This window comes from Acinetobacter lwoffii, from assembly GCF_024129435.1.
GTDB classification, from domain to species: Bacteria; Pseudomonadota; Gammaproteobacteria; order Pseudomonadales; family Moraxellaceae; genus Acinetobacter; species Acinetobacter lwoffii_F.
Genome location: NZ_JAMXXN010000008.1, coordinates 12,955 through 30,818, shown reverse-complemented (window position 1 = coordinate 30,818; position 17,864 = coordinate 12,955). Strand labels below are relative to the sequence as shown.

Here is a 17,864-nt window from a genome sequence, read left to right as displayed (position 1 = left end):
TAAATACTAAAAATTAGAAATCATCATCAAGATCAAAGCTGTCATCGTCCAGGAAGCGGTCTTCCGCTTTGTCGATATCGGCCATGACTTTAACGAAGAAGCGTAGTTTGCGCACTGTATCGCGTGCTTCGGCCCAGTCTTGATCCGCATAATCAATTTTGAACTCGCGAACCAAGCCTTCAATCCATTGCTGGACTTCGACTTTCAGTGAAGTTAAATCTTCAGCAGAAGTTGCATCGTCAAGTTGTTCACGAATTTCCAGAGCGTCCTGCAAGAATTCAAAATCACTGATCGACTGATCTAAGTGATAATCCTGTTTCTTGAGAGACAGTAAATACGCTGCACGGCTATCGACCGCTGACAAGGCTTTAAATGCCTGATTGATATCACTTGATTTAATCAGAGCCTGATCTTTGTCTTCAGCTTTATCTGGATGATATTGTTGCTGCAACTTTAAAAATTCAGTCTTTAAAGCCGCCAAATCAATATCGAGTGCTACAGGAAGGTTGAACAACTCAAAATGATTCATGGGAGATGGGATCCGCGATTAATGTGCAAAAATAACTGTATAAATGCAATTAAAACAGTGTGAAACACACTGTTTTAATGTCAAAAGAGAATAACTGCCGGGTTTATACAGTGAAGGATTCACCACAACCGCATTCGCCTTTTTTGTTGGGGTTGTTAAATTCGAAGCCTTCGTTCAAGCCGTTTTTAACATAGTCCATCTCCATACCTTCAAGATAAACCAGACTTTTCGGGTCAACGAATACTTTAACCCCAAACTGTTCAAAGGCTTGGTCATGTGCATCGACTTCATCGACGAACTCGAGCACATAGGCCAGACCAGAACAGCCTGAAGTTTTCACACCAACGCGAATGCCTTCACCCTTACCGCGATTTTTTAAATAATTGCTGATATGAGTTGCAGCATTTTCAGTTAAATGGATCATGAAAACTCCGTTAAAATTTCAAAACGTGGAACAATTAAGCTTTAACTTTCTTGCTACGGTAGTCTTCTACAGCTGCTTTGATTGCATCTTCAGCAAGAACAGAACAGTGTACTTTTACTGGTGGAAGTGCAAGTTCAGTCGCAATATCAATGTTCTTGATCGCTTGGGCTTGATCCAAAGTTTTACCTTTGAGCCATTCGGTCACAAGTGAACTTGATGCAATGGCAGAACCACAACCATAAGTTTTGAAACGTGCTTCTTCAATCACACCTTCGTCGTTTACCTGAATCTGTAAACGCATCACGTCACCACATGCTGGCGCACCAACCATACCAGTACCAACGTTTTCAGCATTTTTGTCTAAAACGCCAACATTACGAGGGTTTTCGTAATGATCAATTACTTTTTCGCTATAAGCCATGTTGCTTCTCCAAACCTCGGGGTCAGCCTTAGTATTAAATATGGGGGTAAAAAAACTTTTCTCAATGAGATAGCAACGGATTTGTCACTATCTCAGGATGAAAATTAGTGCTCAGCCCACTCAACTTTAGAAAGGTCAATACCTTCCTTATACATATCCCAAAGCGGAGAAAGTTCACGTAACTTCTCAACAGCAGCTTTAGTGATAGTCAATACGTGATCGATATCTTCTTCAGTGGTGTATTTACCAAAGCTGAAGCGAATCGAACTGTGTGCAAGTTCGTCTGAAAGACCCAATGCACGAAGTACATAAGATGGTTCAAGTGTTGCAGATGTACATGCCGAACCTGAAGATACCGCAGCATCTTTCAATGCCATCATCAATGATTCGCCTTCAACGAAGTTGAAGCTAATGTTTAGATAGTTCGCAACGTTTTGTGTTGGATGACCGTTCAGGAACACTTGTTCAAGACCTTGTAAGCCATTCCATAATTTGTCGCGAAGTACGCGTAGACGAGTCTGTTCAGCTTCCAGGTTTTTACCTGCAAGTTCAAATGCTTCACCCATACCGACAATCTGGTGAGTCGCAAGGGTACCTGAACGCATACCACGTTCATGACCGCCACCATGCATTTCAGCTTTAAGGCGTACACGTGGGCTACGACGTACAAACAGGGCGCCAATACCTTTAGGGCCATAGATTTTGTGCGCAGAGAAGCTCATCAAATCTACTTTTAAAGTTGAAAGATCAATTTCAACTTTACCCGCTGCCTGAGCTGCATCGACATGGAAGAAAATCTTGTTGGCGCGAGTGATTTCACCAATCGCTGCAACATCAGTCACAGTACCGATTTCATTGTTCACCATCATCAGGGAAACAAGAATTGTGTCTGGACGGATCGCTGCCTGTACCATTTCAGGCGTAATTAAACCGGTTTGAGGTTGAGGCTCAATATAGGTAATTTCAAAACCTTCAGACTCAAGCTCACGACAGGTATCTAAAACTGCCTTATGTTCGATTTTAGAGGTAACGATATGTTTACCTTTAGATGCATAGAAATGAGCCACACCTTTAAGCGCAAGGTTGTCTGACTCGGTTGCACCTGAAGTCCATACGATTTCACGTGGATCAGCTTTGATTAAATTCGCAACTTGCTCACGTGCATATTCAACTTTTTCTTCTGCTTGCCAACCATACGCGTGTGAACGAGATGCCGCATTACCAAAGGTACCATCGAATGTTAAGCATTCCATCATACGTTCAGCAACCTGAGGATCTACAGGAGTTGTAGCTGCATAATCAAGATAAATCGGACGTTTCATGTCAAATACCTGTAACCGATAAAAGGGCTGAATCTAAAGGTGCTGATTTTTGGCGTAATGACACAGTCTGGACGTTGTCACGTGCAACCAGATCAGCAAGCGAGATTTTTTCTAAATAATCGGCGATGTGATGGGAGAGTTCCTGCCATAAATCATGAGTCAAGCACATCGCGCCATTCTGGCAATTGCCTTTATGGTCACAGCGAGTCGCATCAACTGTTTCGTTTACAGCTTCAATAATTGCTAACACAGTAATTTCATCTGCATTACGTGCTAAATGGTAACCACCATTTGCGCCACGAACACTAGAAACTAAACCATGACGCTTGAGCTTCGCAAATAACTGCTCAAGATAAGCAACAGAAATAGTTTGACGTGCTGCAATTTCAGCGAGCGTTATCGTTTTTTCAGAAGGCTGCAAAGCTAGATCAAGTAGAGCAGTCACAGCGTAGCGACCGCGAGTGGTTAGGCGCATGATTCGATACACATGGTTAGACTAGATGTGTAGATTTTATGAATCCCGACTAAATTAGTCAAGTTATTTTTAGTAGACCTTAGTGGGATTTAATTTTTGGAGAATGAAAGATTTACATGCTCAGCCAATTATACACTAATAACATAATCAAAAGTACGCTGCTCAGGCCAAAAATGATATTAATACGCTTTTGACGGCGTTCGATCCGTTTCAGGCGGTTTTTATACTGTTTGACTTCCACTTGCAGGGTATTGATCTTGGAGCGCTGTTCTTCAATTTTCTTTAAAAGCGGTGCAATACGCTTTTTAGAAGCAATAATTTCCGCTTCATCCGTCGGCGCATCAGACAGCCAGTGTTTCCAGTCGGCTAGTACTTTTGGCAAGCTGAATACGGTTAACAGATCACGAAACTCATCTTTTAAAACCTGATGACCATCAATACGCATGCTACGAATGCTACGACGATTGCCAAAAATGAAAATTTTAATCAGATCGGGAAGTGTAGTGCGCACATCCAGGTCGACAATGCGGCCCGGTGCTTTATGGTCAAACAATAGTCCATTGGGGGTGAATTGCACATAAAAGTCGAAATACGGAATATAGCTATTGATTTTAATCGAGATGTTTTTATCTACAAACTTTTTGGCCTGTAATGCAACGACACGATCATGCTTGAGAATGAAGGTAAATATTGTCTCTAAAACAATTAACGTCATCGTAAGCAACAAATGCGGTTGATTTTGACTTTGTTGCGATTCGCTCATATACAACTAATCCTTACCTGAAATATAAAGTGAAAAAGCTTCCTGCTTGTGAAGAGATTTCAGGGTTAAATCAAATTAGACTTGAAATAAATTGCTTTGTAGAACAGTTTATCAAATCTATCAAGTACTAAATTTGCTATTATGCAGTGGTTTTGTAGAATAATTTATAATAATTGCGCAGAAAACAAACAGGAGCCGTGCACATGGACAAGTCAAAAACAGCACAAGACTCAGCTGAAGCTTCGAATGAGAAAACGCTGAGAACCAAGTCTAAATCTGCCTCGGAGCGCAAATCGGTTCTTGATTTTCGTAAATATACCAAACAAATCTGGTTGGCTGGACTGGGGGCATTTTCACGTGCAGAAGAAGAAGGTAACAAACTGTTTGACTCGCTGGTCAAGGTCGGGGAAGAGCTTGAATCTAAAACTGCAGATATTGCCGATCAAACTGTAGAGAAGGTTTCGGAAAAGGCCAAAGAGTCGGTTACAGACACCAAAGACAAAGTGGAAAAATTAATCGACAACTCTGTTCATCACTCATTGAATCGTATAGGATTAGTCACATTGAAGGATGTACAGTATTTGGAACGTTTAATCCTTCAGTTGCATGCCAAGGTTGATCAGTTGACTGCGGAACAAGAAAAAATGAAAGAAGAATTGTCGAAAAAACTTAAATAAAATGACTTTATTCATTATTCAATGTTTTTTTCGCATATTTTTTGAAAAAAAAGAGGTTCTTAAGTATTGCGTTTATACCTAAAGCATTGCTATAAAGGCGTTATGGCATGTTAAACCAATTCTTGAACCTTAAATAAACGATATTAAGAGGACGTAATCTTCATGAATAAATCAGAATTAATTGATGCAATTGCAGAAAAAGGGGGATTATCTAAGGCTGACGCAGGTAAAGCTTTAGATGCTACAATTGCTTCTGTTACTGAAGCTTTAAAATCGGGTGATACAGTAACTTTAGTGGGTTTTGGTACTTTTGGCGTGAAAGAACGCGCTGCACGTACTGGCCGTAACCCACAAACTGGTGCTACTCTTGAGATCAAAGCAAGCAAAGTACCTAGCTTCAAAGCAGGTAAAGGCTTAAAAGACGCTGTAGCTTAAGCTTACCCAGCGACGAAACGCGCCTTCTTTGGCGCGTTTTTTATTGATAAATTTAATTGTGATGATTAACACATTCATTCAATGGGTATTTTCGGTTAAAATCCTTTGCAAATAAAATATTGGAATACTTATGGAAGCTTTTCGTAAAGTTATTAAGGGTTGGTTGGGCAAAGTCTTGCTCGTTCTGTTTTTGACCCCGTTAGCACTTGTAGGTATTGAAGGATATTTTAGCAGCGGAAACTCTGATGCAGCAAAATCAGTGAACGGGACTGAAATATCTCAAAAAGAATTAGAGTCACTGACCAAATCATTTAAAGAACAATATCTCAGTTATGCCAATGGGGATGAAACTTTACTGAATCAAAGCTTCATTGACCAGAAAGCCATGGATACTCTGGTTGCACGTACTTTATTGCTGCAACAGGCTGAAGAATTAGGGATCAGTCTGAGTGACCAGCAAATTGAACAGATGATTGCTCAGCAGCCTACTTTCCAGCAAGATGGCAAGTTCTCGAATGCTTTATATGAAAATTATCTGAAATCAATTGGCATGACCAATCGCGCTTTGATTGAAAGTTTACGTAAAGATCATGCGCTGAAGATGCTGTCATCGACTTTCCTGGATTATCCACTGGTAAGCCCAGTCGAAATGCAGCAGATTGCTGATTTGCAAACTGAACAACGTCATATTCATATTTCCAGCATTAATCTGGACAGCTATAAAAAAGATGTCAAAGTGACGGATGCAGACATTGCTGCCTATTATGAAAAACACAAAACGCTATTCAAACAGCCGACTAGTGTAGATGTCGACTATGTGGTGTTAAAGCCAAGCGATATTCAGGTGCAGAGTTTGGCGGTTACCGATGCTGAACTTCAAGAAGCGTATACTGCCTTTGTTGCAACACAAAAACAGGCAGTTAAACCGGATGTGAAGCATATTTTAATTACGGCGGACAGTCGTAGTGATGCTGAAGCAAAAAAACTGGCGACCGAGATTGCAGCCAAAATTAAAGCCGGTACCACTTTTGCTCAAGCTGCAGCACAATATTCTGAAGACCCTGAATCTAAGTCTAAAGGTGGTGCGCTTGCTGTCTATGAAGAAGGTGTATTTGGTACTGTATTTGACCAGACGGTTAGTTCTTTAAAATCGGGTCAGGTCTCTGCACCGGTGAAAACAGATTATGGTTACCACATTATTTCTGTGCAAATGCAAGATGTGGCAGTTTCTTCTTTTGAATCACAAAAAGCACGTTTGTCTGAAGAAGCCTTGGCTGCTAAAAAATCCAATGCTTTCTCTGATACGGTCAATACGCTAAATGATATGGTGGTAGGAAGTGATTCTCTGGATGTCGTTACACAGGAAGTGAAAGGTGTACAAGTCCAGAAAGCCCAAGGGGTAACACTTTCGACCCGTGATCCAGTGCTGAGCGATGCTAACCTCAAGGTTAAACTGTTTAATAATGATGTTAAAAATGGTGATCGTAATGCTTCAACAAGCATTCAGTTAGCCAATGGTGATGTGGCCTGGATCAAGGTGCGTAATTATCATGCAGCTGGCGAACAAACACTGGCAGAAGCAAAACCGCGTGTTAAGGCTCAGTTGATTGAAGACAAAGCAGCTGCTCTGGCAAAAGCAAAAATTCAGAAAGCTCTGGATGAGTTCAAAACCAAGCCGGCTGCAGCAGTGGCGAAAGGTGATTTGATCTTTGAAGATGCTGGTGTTTACACACGTGCTGAAGGTTTGCTAAAACGTGATGTACAGCGTGCGGCTTTTAGTCTTCCGACACCAAAAGCAGGCCATTGGTCAGTGACAACAGCGAAAATGCCAAATGAGCTGGTTGTGGTTGCTGTATCAGAAGTGAAGAAGAACCCGGTAGATGTATTGAGTGCAGAACAACGCAGTGAGTTGGTGAAGTTATATCAACAACTTCGTGGTCAGCAGGAATTTGATGACTATACGCGTTACCTGAAATCTCAAGCAAAAATCAAATAAAATTGTTGTATAAAAAAACCAGCCTGCGGGCTGGTTTTTTATTTTCCAAAATTTATAATCTTATGGGAAATAATATTAAATATCTGATATATAATTATTTTGGGCTGTAATTCAGTCTATATCCATTCAGCATAAATAAAAAATGATAAGGCATATAATGAAAAAAATATCGTATTTTAATCCTGTTCCGCAGCATGCGCAGGTCGTTAAATCACCTCACTATCACCCACAACCAAATAAACCTGGAAAAGGTCATGAACCGAATAAACCGGGGAAAGGGTATGTTCGGGATGAAACAGCAATTATTCTCAAACCTTCTACGCCTGAGGTAACGGAGTTTGGTAGCCAAATTGTTGGTATAGCAGATCCGTTTGTTACTATTATTGCAACTTATAATGATCAGCAATATCAAACTAATGCTGATGCGCAGGGAAGTTGGTCACTGAATAATCCCATCTCAGGCGCTGGCTCAGTGACGATTGTTGCTGTAAATGCAAAAGGAATTGTTTCCTTAGAAATTGGACTAGCGCAAATAGCACCACTACCTCCGAGTATACCTGTGTTTTCTCAAGAGGGTGATTATCTAGTCGGTACGGCTGATCCACATGTGACGGTGGTGGTTAGGCATAATGGTGTTGAATATAACACCGAAGCTGATGTAAATGGGCAATGGACACTTCTAAATCCGATGGTGCCGGGTACTTTTATAGAAGTATTTGCCCGTAATGAACTTGGAGAAGAATCTCCATCTATTATTTCTGGTATGGCGCCACTTCCTGAAATTCCGGTATTTCCAGATTGGGCACCTATTACCCCAGTTATTTTAGAGCAGGGTGAATATCTATCAGGTAAAGCAACTCCTCATACGCAGATTATTGTGACGGCAAATGGTCATGAATATTCAACTAGTGTTGATGGTCAGGGGAATTGGTCGTTACTCAACCCAATTGCACAAGGAGGAACTTTAGAGATTTATGCAGTAAATGATTTAGGTATTAGATCTAATATCATTGCATTGGCGATTCCTGTGGTATTTCCTGAGCCAGAATTACCTGTTATAGAGCCAGAACAGCCGAGTTACATCTTGTTTGAGCTAGTTGTCCCTACTATTTTGGAAAATGGCGAACAGCTTGCTGGCGAGGCAATGCCTTACGGTAAAATTGTGATTCTTGCTAATAATCAGGAATATATGACTTATGCAAATGCGAATGGTGAGTGGAGTATAGAAAATCCAATTGCACAAGGTGGCTTTTTGACTTTATATTCGGAGAATGCAGCAGGCCAGCGTAGTGAAACTATTTCATTAGCAAAAATTAATTTTCCATTAAACGTGGAGCAACATGCTTCTATTGAGGATATTCTTACTACAGTGATTGAGCAAGATGAAGAATCTGCAAGTTTAGAAAATGATTCTCAAGATATTCAGGTTGATTTGACATTACTTCTACAAGATACAGAAACGCCGACTACATCAGTTGCACTCATTGAGCTGATTGTGCTGGAAGCACTAGAAGAAAGCTTCGAAGCCCCTTATTTTGCCGACCAGAATATTAATTCACAGCTTATACAACAGCAGCTATTTGATCAGATTAATATTATTGGATAAGAAAAAAGGGAGCAAATGCTCCCTTTTTTAATTATTCAGCACGAATAATCAGTTCATAACCGGTATATTTGCGCATATTAATTACGCCGGTATCCAGAATTAAATACTGACCCTTGATGCCTTGTAACTTGCCACGAATCACGGGAGTTTTATCCAGATTATGTGATTTAATCTTTTCCGGATATTGTTCTACCGGATAAATGAACTCTCGTGCGAATTCATCTTCCAATACTTCAATATTTTCATTAAATTCTAGATTCTGATTAAATTCTTCACGAATGCTTTGAATTTTAGGTGCGAATTCTTCTAGAAGTTGTTCACGCACTTCAATCAGATTCAATGGTTCTGCTTCACCTTTGAGCAGTTTGCGCCAATCAGTTTTATCAGCGACCTGCGTACCAAACATGACCTCAAGCTTTCCAGAAAGACGACGTGAGCCCACTTTCATAATCGGCAGGGCCTGGGTCGCACCCTGATCAAGCCAGCGGGTCGGCATTTGGCTGGTACGGGTGATACCGACCTTTAATGCGCTAGAATTGGCCAAATAGACAATATGTGGCTGAAAGCAGACATTCTGTGCAAACTCATCTTCGCGGCAAGTGCCTAAATGATAATGGCACGTCTCTGGCTTCATGATGCACATATCACATGAAGCATTGGTTTTAAAACATTTAAAACAGTGACCTTGCGAAAATGATTTGGAAGTTTTGTTGCCACAAGACACGCAGTAAATATTACCTGTCCATTCAATCTCGATTTCTTGGCCTAAATTAAACGGAAGATCAATTTCTGCACGATCTAAAATTAATTTATATTCAACATTTGCCCGCTGTATCTGTTGATCAGTTACACTAAGGTCCTTGAGGCCGACGTGCATTTTATGACAAATGCCCTGAAGTTCCATAAAAATTACTCACTTAAATCATAAGGATGCAGTTATGGCTGAGCAGAATGTCATTACTTCGATGCTAGACGATTTCGCACAGGAACAGCCAATTCATACTGCTATTTGTATTGGGCAGGACTTGAGCCAAGTCCAGTTTCAGCCAGGTATTCAATGGTCCTATTTTAGCGTATCTGACTTTTTAAATCTGCCTTTTCAGCAACGTTATGACTTGGCTGTAGTGATGCTGGATACTGCAGAAACAGAACATTTGTCGGAGCAGATCATGAGTCAAATTCTGGTGAAATTACGTGATTTGTTTGCCAAACGACTGGTGGTGATCAGCAAGCTGCAAGATGAAAAATTATTGAGAGCTTTGGGATTTACCCAGCTGATTGACAAGACCACACATGAAGCCGATTTTGCGCTGTGGCAGTTTAATATTTTAACCTATAAGCACGTGCCAGACTGGTTTAACTCCAAGTTTTGGGCTAATCCGGAAAACTGGGATAAATTTCGCTGGTAAGCCGAAAACCTGCTTAACTAAGATTGCAAATATTAACACAATCTTGCCTAGACAATATGAGGGCAGGCCGTATTCTGTAATTAAGATGCACATAGGATATAGGACATGACAAACCTGAGTAGTATTGTGGAAATATTAGCAAAGCAGGCATTGGGTGGCGGGCAGTCGCAGCAAAAGTCCTCACAACAAGGTGGCTTGGCAGATATCCTAGGGTCTGTGCTAGGGCATTTAAACCAGTCAAATCCTCAGCAAAATCAAAATCCTCAAAACCAGCAGAATCAAACCGGTCAGCAGAACCGACAAAATGGTCTGGGGGCAATTTTAGGTTCAGTACTAAGTCAGTTTGGTGGTGGTAGTACTCAAAGTACTGCCCAGCCTCGTTCAGGACTAAGTGGTTCTACCGGTAAAACCTTATTGATTGCAGTACTGCCTTTAGTACTGGCCTGGATTCAAAAACAGGGCGGTTTACAGGGTGCATTAGATAAGCTTAAAGGACAGGGGCTCAATAGTCAGGTCGATGATTGGGTGTCGACCGGTCCCGGTGAAAATGCCAATGTCGATCCGCAGCAAGTGCAGAACCTGTTTGATGAGCAGGAAGTTGAAGAAGTTGCACAGCAAACCCATGCACCGAAGCAGGATGTGTATAGTGCGATTTCACAGGTCTTACCGCAGATTATTGATTCGCTTACCCCGCAAGGTGAGCAAACCAGCAAGCAGGAAGCCAATAACGATATTCAAAATGTATTGAATATGGTTTCAGGACTTCTTAAAAAGTAAATCTAAACATTAAAAAAAATCCCGATATCTGTCGGGATTTTTAATGTCTATAAATGATTTCAAATTTAATCTAGATTCATGCTGAACAGCTGATTAGATTTACAGATTTTCTTGGCAACATAATGAGATTTTCTCATGCGAATCAGGATAATCTGCGACTGAAAACCGAGTTCACCAAACTCAGGTTCTACCTGTACATAATGCAGTTGTCCATACTCATCTCGCACCCGTGCTTGAGCAGAAAAACCGGGACGGGCATTGCCACTGGAAATCGTCGCCAAACGGCCGAGTAAATTGACATTGTTCTTTTTATATTTAGGTGGAATGACCTGATCCAGACAGTGAATCATAAAAATAGTAAAAAAAGTCGCAATGATCAAAGCTGGAATAATCAGATAATAGGCAGGCAGAAATTTAAATTCCTGAGAATAGATCAGGAACTGTAAAACATAGCCGGCAAAGCTAAAATTCATCAGGAAGAAAAACACAATCAAAGTTTTGGAGAATTTGACGTTTAGTAGATCCATCTGCTGAAAGTCATAAGGTGAAATTTTTTGCAGAAACTTGCTGGGTCTGAGTCCAAAATAGAAACCAATGGTTTTCACCACACCAAACAGAATAATCGCCAATAAACTCAGATGAAAAGGCATCAGGTTATAGTCTAGAAAAAATGCAGGCATGGTGAAGTCCGTTTTCGTCTTATTCTGAGAGGTAAATTCCACCATCAGAATGCACGGTAATCTCTACTTTTTCAAGTGCTTGACCTTGGCAAGGCCCGGAAATGCATTCACCGCTTTCTACCAGAAACAAGGCGCCATGCGTGGAGCATTCAATAAATTCCTGATCACGATCCAAAAACTGGTTTTCCAGAAATTCCAGTTCAACCTGCAAATGCGGACACAGGTTTTGATAGGCATAGAAGGCACCGTCACGCTGTGTGATAAAGATATTGTCTCCATCAGGAAGCTCAAAAGAGCGTGCTTCGCGCTCTGGAACGTCTTCGGTCATGCAGATTTTAAACATTAAGCACATTCCTTTTGAAAGTCTTGTAATAATGCCGCATAGTCTTCAACTGCCAGGCGCGGACCAAATTGTGAAACCACTTGGCTCGAAATGAGAATCGCCAGTTCAGCCGCAGCTTGAAGACCCAAATTAGCATTCAATCCGTACAGGAAAGCCCCGGCAAAAGCATCACCGGCACCGTTGGCATCTACTGCAGGCACTTTACGGCCAGGAACAGTAAATGTATTTTGATAATCCGAAATCAGTGCGCCTTCAGCTGACAATGTAATGACAACGTGCTGACTGATTGTTTTTAATTTAAGCAGGGCTGCCTCAAGATTATCTGTTTCTGTATACATCAGCGCTTCTTGCTGGTTACATAACAGCAAGTCTACACCATCTGCAATCATTTCATCCAAACCGGCACGCGCGTATTGCACCATGGCAGGATCAGATAAAGTTAGGGCAATTTTAACGCCATTGGCACGGGCAATATCACGTGCTTGTTGTACGGCATGACGTGCTGTGTCAGAAGTTGATAAATAACCTTCGAGATATAGCCATTTCGCGCTATTTAGTGCGCTGAAATCAATTTGTTGATCAGTCAGTTCGGCCGTAATACCCAGATAGGTATGCATGGTACGTTCAGAATCAGGGCTGACCAGAACCATACATGTCCCTGTTACGCCTTCACTGATCGATTGGGTGGTGGTCTTAATACCTGCATCATTCAAACCCTTCAGGTAGATGTGCCCCAGTTCGTCATTTCCGACACGACAGCCATAAAATGCAGAACCACCGAGCGCAGAAAATGCCACGGTAGTGTTGGCTGCTGAACCGCCTGAAGCCTGACCCTTATACACTTGAGTCGCTTGAAGATTTTGATAAAGAGTGGCCTGAGTCTCACCATCTGCAAGTTGCATGGTGCCTTTTTGCAAGTGATGTGCAGTTAAAAAGTCATCAGAAACTTTAAATTCTTGGTCAATCAGCGCATTACCAATCGCAAAAAGATCAACAGTTGCCATGTTCAAATATCACATTAAAAATGAAAGTCCTAAGTTTACACGATTGCTTGGGATTGCTGTAGTTTGTTGAATCATTTTCAAATATTTTTCAAAAATGCTGTATTTTGTTCAGCAGCTATCTTTGGTCTAAAAACTGACTTATTTTTGTGCACTGGTGCGCTGCAGCATTGATTTAAGGATCACATTTTATTTATAAAGAGATATCGCTCCTGGCATGATACTTTAAGTCGCTTGGCAACTGTCATTCTTCACAACAATTTCAAATAGTGTGCGTATATGAATATTAAAATTGTAACAGCCGAACAACTCCCGGATCAGATCGAAACACTGGCAACTCTGGCACGTAAAGAAGGCTATAATTTGGTAGATAAGTTAATAGAAGAATATCGCACCGGGAAAAACTGCTTTAGCCACGCCAATGAATATCTGGTGGTGGCGCATGATGGCAAGAAACTGGTTGCCTGTGGCGGCTTAAACCAGCAATGGGGAGATAATGGCATTGAAGACCGCATTGGTCGGGTACGCCGTTTCTATGTGCATCCGAAATATCGTCAGCATGGCGTAGGCAAACAGCTTTTGGCTTACCTAGAGCAATTGGCACGTCCGCATTATTCGGCTTTATGCTTACAAACAGATACCCGACTGGCCGCCAGTTTTTATCAAAAGCAGAATTATGTATTTGTGGAAAACAATCCAAGCTATAACTATTTTAAATATCTGATTTCTTAAGCTTGTAAATACTTATCTAGATGCAGGAAGTAAATTTGATGATTTAATTTTCAAATGATCAAGTTTACTTAATTCGATCAAAATCCTCGGTTTTCAACGTGAATAATTTAGATAACTAAAGCTATAATGCGCTTAGTTATTTTAATTAAAGCATTAGGAGATCGCATGACTGTAGATGTCACTGAAACCATTTCTCAAACTGTACATCCTGCGTTTCAGTTGGTACGTCAACAACATGTTGAAGCTTTAGACATTTTCGTGTCTGAATATAAACATAAAGTGACTGGCGCCACACATTATCATCTGGCGACCAATCACGACGAAAATGTCTTTCTGGTGGCGTTTCGTACCCAGCCGATGGATTCTAAAGGCGAAGCACATATTCTGGAACATACTGCGCTGTGTGGTTCAGAAAAATTCCCGGTGCGTGATCCATTCTTCCTGATGATTCGCCGTTCACTGAATACTTTCATGAATGCCTTTACTGCGGCGGACTGGACTGCGTACCCATTTGCGACGCAGAACAGCAAGGATTTCCAGAACCTGCTTGAAGTGTATATGGATGCAGCATTTGCTGCGAACCTCAATCCACTAGATTTTGCCCAGGAAGGCATTCGCATTGAGCTGGAAAATGGCGAGCCTGTCTATAAAGGCGTGGTCTTTAATGAAATGAAAGGTGCGATGAGTTCGCCTTCAGATCAGTTGTATCACACGCTGGCGCATCATTTATTCCCAAATACGACCTATCACTATAATTCGGGTGGTGATCCTAAAGATATTCCTGACCTGACTTACCAAGAGTTGGTTGATTTCTATAAGTCACATTATCATCCAAGTAATGCAGTCTTCATGACCTTTGGCAATAAAACGGCATTCGAACTGCAAGAGCAGTTTGAACATCTGGCATTGTCTAAATTTGAAAAAGGTCAGACCCTTTATCCAACACCTGAAACCCGTTTGACTGCACCATTGACGGTTACCGACAGCTATGCGGTTGATGCCGAAGATTTACAGGACAAGACCTATCATGTGCTGTCATGGTTATTGCCAGAAGCCAGTGACATTAAACTGCGTTTAGGTATGCGTTTAGTTGAAGGTATCTTGTTAGAAGATTCAGCATCACCACTGCGTCATTATCTGGAAACGTGTGGTTATGCAGATGCCACGGGTCCATTCATGGGCGTGGATGATTCTAATTTTGAAATGACTTTCTACTGTGCGGTACAGGGTTCAAATCCTGAACATGCAGAAGAATTTAAAAATGGTGTGTTTAAGGTTCTGGAAGATGTTGCCTCTAAACCAGTTGATCAGAGCATGGTCGATGCGATTCTGCATCAAATTGAATTGCATCAGCGTGAAATCAATGGTGATGGTACGCCGTATGGTCTGAGCCTGATTCTGAGCGGTTTGGGCAGCGCAATTCATCACCGTGATCCGGTCGAAGTTTGGGATGTGGACTCTGCGATTGCCGCAGTTAAGGAAGAACTGCAAGATCCAATGTGGCTTTCCAATCTGATCAAAGAGCATTTGCTGGATAATCCGCATCGTGTCCAATTGACACTGGTTCCGGATGCGACTAAATCTGCCAAAGAAGCAGCGGATGAAAAAGCGCGTCTGGCTGAAATTGGCAAGAATCTGACTGAAGAACAGAAAGCTGAAATTATTGCGCAGACTGAAGCATTGAATGTGCGTCAGGACACGCCGGATGACTTGAATTTATTGCCGAAAGTCGGTCTGGAAGATGTCCCTGCGGAATTGCAAATTGTTCAAGGCCAGTTGCGTGAGATTATCTGTAACCGTGTTGATACGCCGTTGAACCTGTATCATGCCGGCACCAATGGGATTTATTATCAACAGGTTCTGGTCAATATTCCGGATGAAGTGGTGCAGTCGCCTTACTTTAACCTACTGTCGATCCTGATGGGTGAAGTCGGTGCGGGTGAGTATGATTATCTTGAGTTCCAGCAACTGCAAACAGCGGTAAGTGGCGGTCTGGGCATGGGCGCATCTTTGCGTTCTAAAGTCGATGACAAAAACAAGATTACTGCCTGGTTGACGCTAACGACCAAATCTTTGGTGAATCATCTCGATGCGATCCGTCTGTTAAAGATCGGTTTTGAACAGCTTCGTTTTGATGAGAAAGACCGTATTATCGAGCTGTTACAACAGCGTAAAACGCGCTGGCAGTCACGTATTTCTGGTTCTGGACATAGCTATGCAATGCAAACGGCTTCACGTCAGCATAGTGCATTGGCTTTGCGTGATTATCACAATACCGGTTTGGGTGCATTGAACTGGCTGATCGAGCTGGTGTCTAAGATCGAAAAAGATCCGGCTGAATATGATCTGCTGATTGATGAATTAAAACGGATTCATCGGGTCTTGTTGCAAGCACCAAAGCAATTCCTGTTAGTCTGTGAAGAGCCGCAGTCTGAGCATCTGATCGAAGAAATTCAGAATGTCTGGGATAAACTTGAAGTTGATTCTGCACCAGTTTCATTAACTCAAGTCGAAAAAGTAACCCATGACCAGCACGAAGCCTGGTTGATTCAAGCCAATGTCCAGTTCTGTGCGGCTGCTTATCCAGCTGTTGAAGTTTCACATCCTGATGCTGCTGCATTGATGGTACTGGCGGGTTATTTGCGTAATGGCTTCCTGCACAGTGCCATCCGTGAAAAAGGCGGTGCCTATGGTGGTGGTGCCAGCTATGACGGGAATGCCTGTTCATTCCGTTTCTACAGCTATCGTGACCCACGTCTGGCAGAAACTTTCCAGGATTTTGATGCGAGTATTCAGTGGTTACTTAATGCACCACAACAGCCACACCAGTTGGAAGAAGCCATTCTGGGTCTGATTGCCAGCATGGATAAACCGGGTTCACCGGCAGGCGAAGCCATTACTGCATGTTATTCTTACTTGCATCAACGTACGCCAGCGTTCCGTAAAAAATTACGTGAACGTTTATTGAATGTCACACTGGATGATTTGCAGCGTGTTGCACAGACCTATCTGGTCGAGCAGCAGGCGACGAAAGCCATTGTAGCGCCAGTGGCAAAACGTGAAATGCTGGAGCAGCTTGGTTTTGTAATTCAACAAGTTCTATAAATAAAAAAAAGAGGATAAGGGATGGCGCTTAATTCGTTTAAGCGCTCAACTCTACAGCTGAGCGTGTTGCTGGGCTGTGCAGTTGGGACGCAAGTGAATGCGGAAGAAACAGTAGTCAACAGTCCCACGCCGGCAACGGCTGAAGCCTGTGCTGCACTGGAAATTAGTGCAGAGCGTCTGACCTGTTATGATACTTTATTTAAAATTCCGGTTACTGATAAGCCTGCAATCGTTTCTGAACGTCGTGCAGCAGCAGAAATTGCGCCTGAACCCGACAATTTAAAAGCGAAAATTGGTCAGACTGTTTCCAATATTTACGCTTCTGAAGGATCAAAGCTGACGCCGAATCTGTCTTTGCTGGATAGCCGCTGGGAACTCTCTCCGGAAAGTAAATTAGGCACCTGGAACATTCGTTCTTATCAGCCGGTGTATTTGATGCCAGGTTTCTGGACATCAAACAAGAATGAATTACCCGAGAGTGAAAATCCCAACAATATAGAGACAGAGAAACAGAATCTCACCTCAACTGAAGCTAAGTTTCAACTGTCTTTAAAGACCAAGGCGGTTGAAAATATCTTGGGAGATAATGGCGATCTCTGGCTTGGTTATACTCAGTCTTCGCGTTGGCAGGTGTATAACTCGGAAGAATCACGTCCGTTTCGTGAGACCAACTATGAACCCGAAGCCAGTTTGATTTTCCGTACCAATTATGATCTTTTGGGTCTGAATTGGCGTATGTTGGGATTGACCATCAATCATCAGTCCAATGGCCGTTCTGATCCGTTATCACGTAGCTGGAACCGGGTGATGCTGAATCTTGGTTTTGAAAAAGACAATTTTGCCTTGATGGTTCGTCCTTGGTATCGCTTTGAAGAGAAGCGAGAAGACGATAACAATCCCGAAATCAAAAACTATATTGGCCGTGGAGACATGACCGCATTTTATCGTTATAAGGAGCATGATTTTTCATTGATGCTGCGACATACCTTAAAAGGTGGAGATGAAAACCGTGGAGCCGTACAGTTCGACTGGTCATTCCCGATCAGTGGGCGTTTGCGTGGTCAATTCCAGCTATTTGATGGCTACGGAGAAAGCCTGATTGATTATAACCACCGTGCCACTTATGTCGGTTTAGGTGTTTCCTTGATGAACTGGTTCTAAGATTCCAA

The 17,864-nt window shown here is 42.1% G+C and carries 19 protein-coding genes; 9 read left to right on the top strand and 10 right to left on the bottom strand.

Going from position 1 to position 17,864, the window contains the following annotated elements; genetic code table 11:
* Positions 1-13: 13 nt before the first annotated feature.
* The 6 genes from hscB to NI455_RS07245 all read right to left on the bottom strand — a co-directional run bounded on the left by hscB (position 14) and on the right by NI455_RS07245 (position 3,934).
* A complete protein-coding gene (gene hscB / locus NI455_RS07270) occupies positions 14-529 on the bottom strand; it encodes a Fe-S protein assembly co-chaperone HscB (protein WP_253113311.1) in 516 nt (171 codons plus the stop codon).
* Between the two features lie 103 nt (positions 530-632).
* Positions 633-953 (bottom strand): iron-sulfur cluster assembly protein IscA, encoded by a 321-nt coding sequence (gene iscA / locus NI455_RS07265; RefSeq protein WP_005107159.1) that lies wholly within the window; start codon positions 951-953, stop codon positions 633-635.
* A gap of 34 nt (positions 954-987) precedes the next feature.
* Entirely contained in the window at positions 988-1,374 is a 387-nt protein-coding gene (gene iscU, locus NI455_RS07260; RefSeq protein ID WP_004279815.1) for a Fe-S cluster assembly scaffold IscU, read from the bottom strand.
* Positions 1,375-1,478: 104 nt separating this feature from the next.
* A complete protein-coding gene (locus NI455_RS07255; RefSeq protein WP_004279813.1) occupies positions 1,479-2,696 on the bottom strand; it encodes an IscS subfamily cysteine desulfurase in 1,218 nt (405 codons plus the stop codon).
* Position 2,697: 1 nt separating this feature from the next.
* Entirely contained in the window at positions 2,698-3,171 is a 474-nt protein-coding gene (locus NI455_RS07250) for an Rrf2 family transcriptional regulator (protein WP_004279811.1), read from the bottom strand.
* 112 nt (positions 3,172-3,283) lie between these two features.
* Complete coding sequence (locus NI455_RS07245) at positions 3,284-3,934, bottom strand: hypothetical protein (protein WP_253113308.1); 651 nt, start codon at positions 3,932-3,934, stop codon at positions 3,284-3,286.
* A gap of 203 nt (positions 3,935-4,137) precedes the next feature.
* Here NI455_RS07245 and NI455_RS07240 point away from each other — a divergent pair, with 203 nt between their 5' ends.
* The 4 genes from NI455_RS07240 (at position 4,138) to NI455_RS07225 (ending at position 8,648) form a co-directional block, all read left to right on the top strand.
* On the top strand, positions 4,138-4,611 hold the full coding sequence (locus tag NI455_RS07240; protein ID WP_243474677.1) for a phasin family protein: 474 nt from the start codon (positions 4,138-4,140) through the stop codon (positions 4,609-4,611).
* Positions 4,612-4,773: 162 nt separating this feature from the next.
* Positions 4,774-5,046, top strand: a complete 273-nt coding sequence (locus tag NI455_RS07235; protein ID WP_004279807.1) for an HU family DNA-binding protein — start codon at positions 4,774-4,776, stop codon at positions 5,044-5,046.
* 130 nt (positions 5,047-5,176) lie between these two features.
* Positions 5,177-7,042, top strand: coding sequence for a SurA N-terminal domain-containing protein (locus NI455_RS07230; RefSeq protein ID WP_253113306.1), 1,866 nt, complete (start codon positions 5,177-5,179; stop codon positions 7,040-7,042).
* A gap of 157 nt (positions 7,043-7,199) precedes the next feature.
* Positions 7,200-8,648, top strand: a complete 1,449-nt coding sequence (locus tag NI455_RS07225; RefSeq protein ID WP_253113304.1) for a hypothetical protein — start codon at positions 7,200-7,202, stop codon at positions 8,646-8,648.
* Between the two features lie 31 nt (positions 8,649-8,679).
* Here the strand turns inward: NI455_RS07225 and NI455_RS07220 are convergent, their stop codons facing one another.
* Positions 8,680-9,552 (bottom strand): DUF2797 domain-containing protein, encoded by an 873-nt coding sequence (locus NI455_RS07220; protein WP_005246559.1) that lies wholly within the window; start codon positions 9,550-9,552, stop codon positions 8,680-8,682.
* A gap of 34 nt (positions 9,553-9,586) precedes the next feature.
* Here NI455_RS07220 and NI455_RS07215 point away from each other — a divergent pair, with 34 nt between their 5' ends.
* Together NI455_RS07215 and NI455_RS07210 are read left to right on the top strand one after the other, a co-directional pair.
* Positions 9,587-10,057 (top strand): DUF6231 family protein, encoded by a 471-nt coding sequence (locus NI455_RS07215; protein ID WP_253113303.1) that lies wholly within the window; start codon positions 9,587-9,589, stop codon positions 10,055-10,057.
* A gap of 105 nt (positions 10,058-10,162) precedes the next feature.
* On the top strand, positions 10,163-10,834 hold the full coding sequence (locus tag NI455_RS07210; RefSeq protein ID WP_253113301.1) for a YidB family protein: 672 nt from the start codon (positions 10,163-10,165) through the stop codon (positions 10,832-10,834).
* Positions 10,835-10,899: 65 nt separating this feature from the next.
* Here NI455_RS07210 and NI455_RS07205 read toward each other — a convergent pair whose 3' ends face one another.
* From NI455_RS07205 to NI455_RS07195, 3 genes are read right to left on the bottom strand one after another with little or no spacing between them, the layout of a single operon-like run.
* Positions 10,900-11,514, bottom strand: coding sequence for an OB-fold-containig protein (locus NI455_RS07205; RefSeq protein WP_004279798.1), 615 nt, complete (start codon positions 11,512-11,514; stop codon positions 10,900-10,902).
* A gap of 19 nt (positions 11,515-11,533) precedes the next feature.
* Positions 11,534-11,842 carry a Rieske (2Fe-2S) protein gene (locus NI455_RS07200; protein WP_004279797.1) on the bottom strand — a complete coding sequence of 103 codons (309 nt, stop codon included), beginning with the start codon at positions 11,840-11,842 and terminating at the stop codon, positions 11,534-11,536.
* A gap of 14 nt (positions 11,843-11,856) precedes the next feature.
* On the bottom strand, positions 11,857-12,861 hold the full coding sequence (locus NI455_RS07195; RefSeq protein ID WP_004646774.1) for an adenosine kinase: 1,005 nt from the start codon (positions 12,859-12,861) through the stop codon (positions 11,857-11,859).
* 276 nt (positions 12,862-13,137) lie between these two features.
* Here NI455_RS07195 and NI455_RS07190 point away from each other — a divergent pair, with 276 nt between their 5' ends.
* The 3 genes from NI455_RS07190 to NI455_RS07180 all read left to right on the top strand — a co-directional run bounded on the left by NI455_RS07190 (position 13,138) and on the right by NI455_RS07180 (position 17,856).
* Positions 13,138-13,590, top strand: a complete 453-nt coding sequence (locus tag NI455_RS07190; protein ID WP_005107150.1) for a GNAT family N-acetyltransferase — start codon at positions 13,138-13,140, stop codon at positions 13,588-13,590.
* 165 nt (positions 13,591-13,755) lie between these two features.
* Complete coding sequence (locus NI455_RS07185; RefSeq protein WP_253113299.1) at positions 13,756-16,695, top strand: insulinase family protein; 2,940 nt, start codon at positions 13,756-13,758, stop codon at positions 16,693-16,695.
* A 21-nt stretch (positions 16,696-16,716) separates the two neighbouring features.
* Positions 16,717-17,856 (top strand): phospholipase A, encoded by a 1,140-nt coding sequence (locus NI455_RS07180; protein WP_253113298.1) that lies wholly within the window; start codon positions 16,717-16,719, stop codon positions 17,854-17,856.
* Positions 17,857-17,864: the final 8 nt, after the last annotated feature.

What these genes read in the sequence shown, in the direction of transcription:
- hscB (WP_253113311.1), bottom strand. Translation starts at nt 529, where the DNA reads ATGAATCATTTTGAGTTGTTCAACCTTCCTGTAGCACTCGATATTGAT.
- iscA (WP_005107159.1), bottom strand. Translation starts at nt 953, where the DNA reads ATGATCCATTTAACTGAAAATGCTGCAACTCATATCAGCAATTATTTA.
- iscU (WP_004279815.1), bottom strand. Translation starts at nt 1,374, where the DNA reads ATGGCTTATAGCGAAAAAGTAATTGATCATTACGAAAACCCTCGTAAT.
- NI455_RS07255 (WP_004279813.1), bottom strand. Translation starts at nt 2,696, where the DNA reads ATGAAACGTCCGATTTATCTTGATTATGCAGCTACAACTCCTGTAGAT.
- NI455_RS07250 (WP_004279811.1), bottom strand. Translation starts at nt 3,171, where the DNA reads ATGCGCCTAACCACTCGCGGTCGCTACGCTGTGACTGCTCTACTTGAT.
- NI455_RS07245 (WP_253113308.1), bottom strand. Translation starts at nt 3,934, where the DNA reads ATGAGCGAATCGCAACAAAGTCAAAATCAACCGCATTTGTTGCTTACG.
- NI455_RS07240 (WP_243474677.1), top strand. Translation starts at nt 4,138, where the DNA reads ATGGACAAGTCAAAAACAGCACAAGACTCAGCTGAAGCTTCGAATGAG.
- NI455_RS07235 (WP_004279807.1), top strand. Translation starts at nt 4,774, where the DNA reads ATGAATAAATCAGAATTAATTGATGCAATTGCAGAAAAAGGGGGATTA.
- NI455_RS07230 (WP_253113306.1), top strand. Translation starts at nt 5,177, where the DNA reads ATGGAAGCTTTTCGTAAAGTTATTAAGGGTTGGTTGGGCAAAGTCTTG.
- NI455_RS07225 (WP_253113304.1), top strand. Translation starts at nt 7,200, where the DNA reads ATGAAAAAAATATCGTATTTTAATCCTGTTCCGCAGCATGCGCAGGTC.
- NI455_RS07220 (WP_005246559.1), bottom strand. Translation starts at nt 9,552, where the DNA reads ATGGAACTTCAGGGCATTTGTCATAAAATGCACGTCGGCCTCAAGGAC.
- NI455_RS07215 (WP_253113303.1), top strand. Translation starts at nt 9,587, where the DNA reads ATGGCTGAGCAGAATGTCATTACTTCGATGCTAGACGATTTCGCACAG.
- NI455_RS07210 (WP_253113301.1), top strand. Translation starts at nt 10,163, where the DNA reads ATGACAAACCTGAGTAGTATTGTGGAAATATTAGCAAAGCAGGCATTG.
- NI455_RS07205 (WP_004279798.1), bottom strand. Translation starts at nt 11,514, where the DNA reads ATGCCTGCATTTTTTCTAGACTATAACCTGATGCCTTTTCATCTGAGT.
- NI455_RS07200 (WP_004279797.1), bottom strand. Translation starts at nt 11,842, where the DNA reads ATGACCGAAGACGTTCCAGAGCGCGAAGCACGCTCTTTTGAGCTTCCT.
- NI455_RS07195 (WP_004646774.1), bottom strand. Translation starts at nt 12,861, where the DNA reads ATGGCAACTGTTGATCTTTTTGCGATTGGTAATGCGCTGATTGACCAA.
- NI455_RS07190 (WP_005107150.1), top strand. Translation starts at nt 13,138, where the DNA reads ATGAATATTAAAATTGTAACAGCCGAACAACTCCCGGATCAGATCGAA.
- NI455_RS07185 (WP_253113299.1), top strand. Translation starts at nt 13,756, where the DNA reads ATGACTGTAGATGTCACTGAAACCATTTCTCAAACTGTACATCCTGCG.
- NI455_RS07180 (WP_253113298.1), top strand. Translation starts at nt 16,717, where the DNA reads ATGGCGCTTAATTCGTTTAAGCGCTCAACTCTACAGCTGAGCGTGTTG.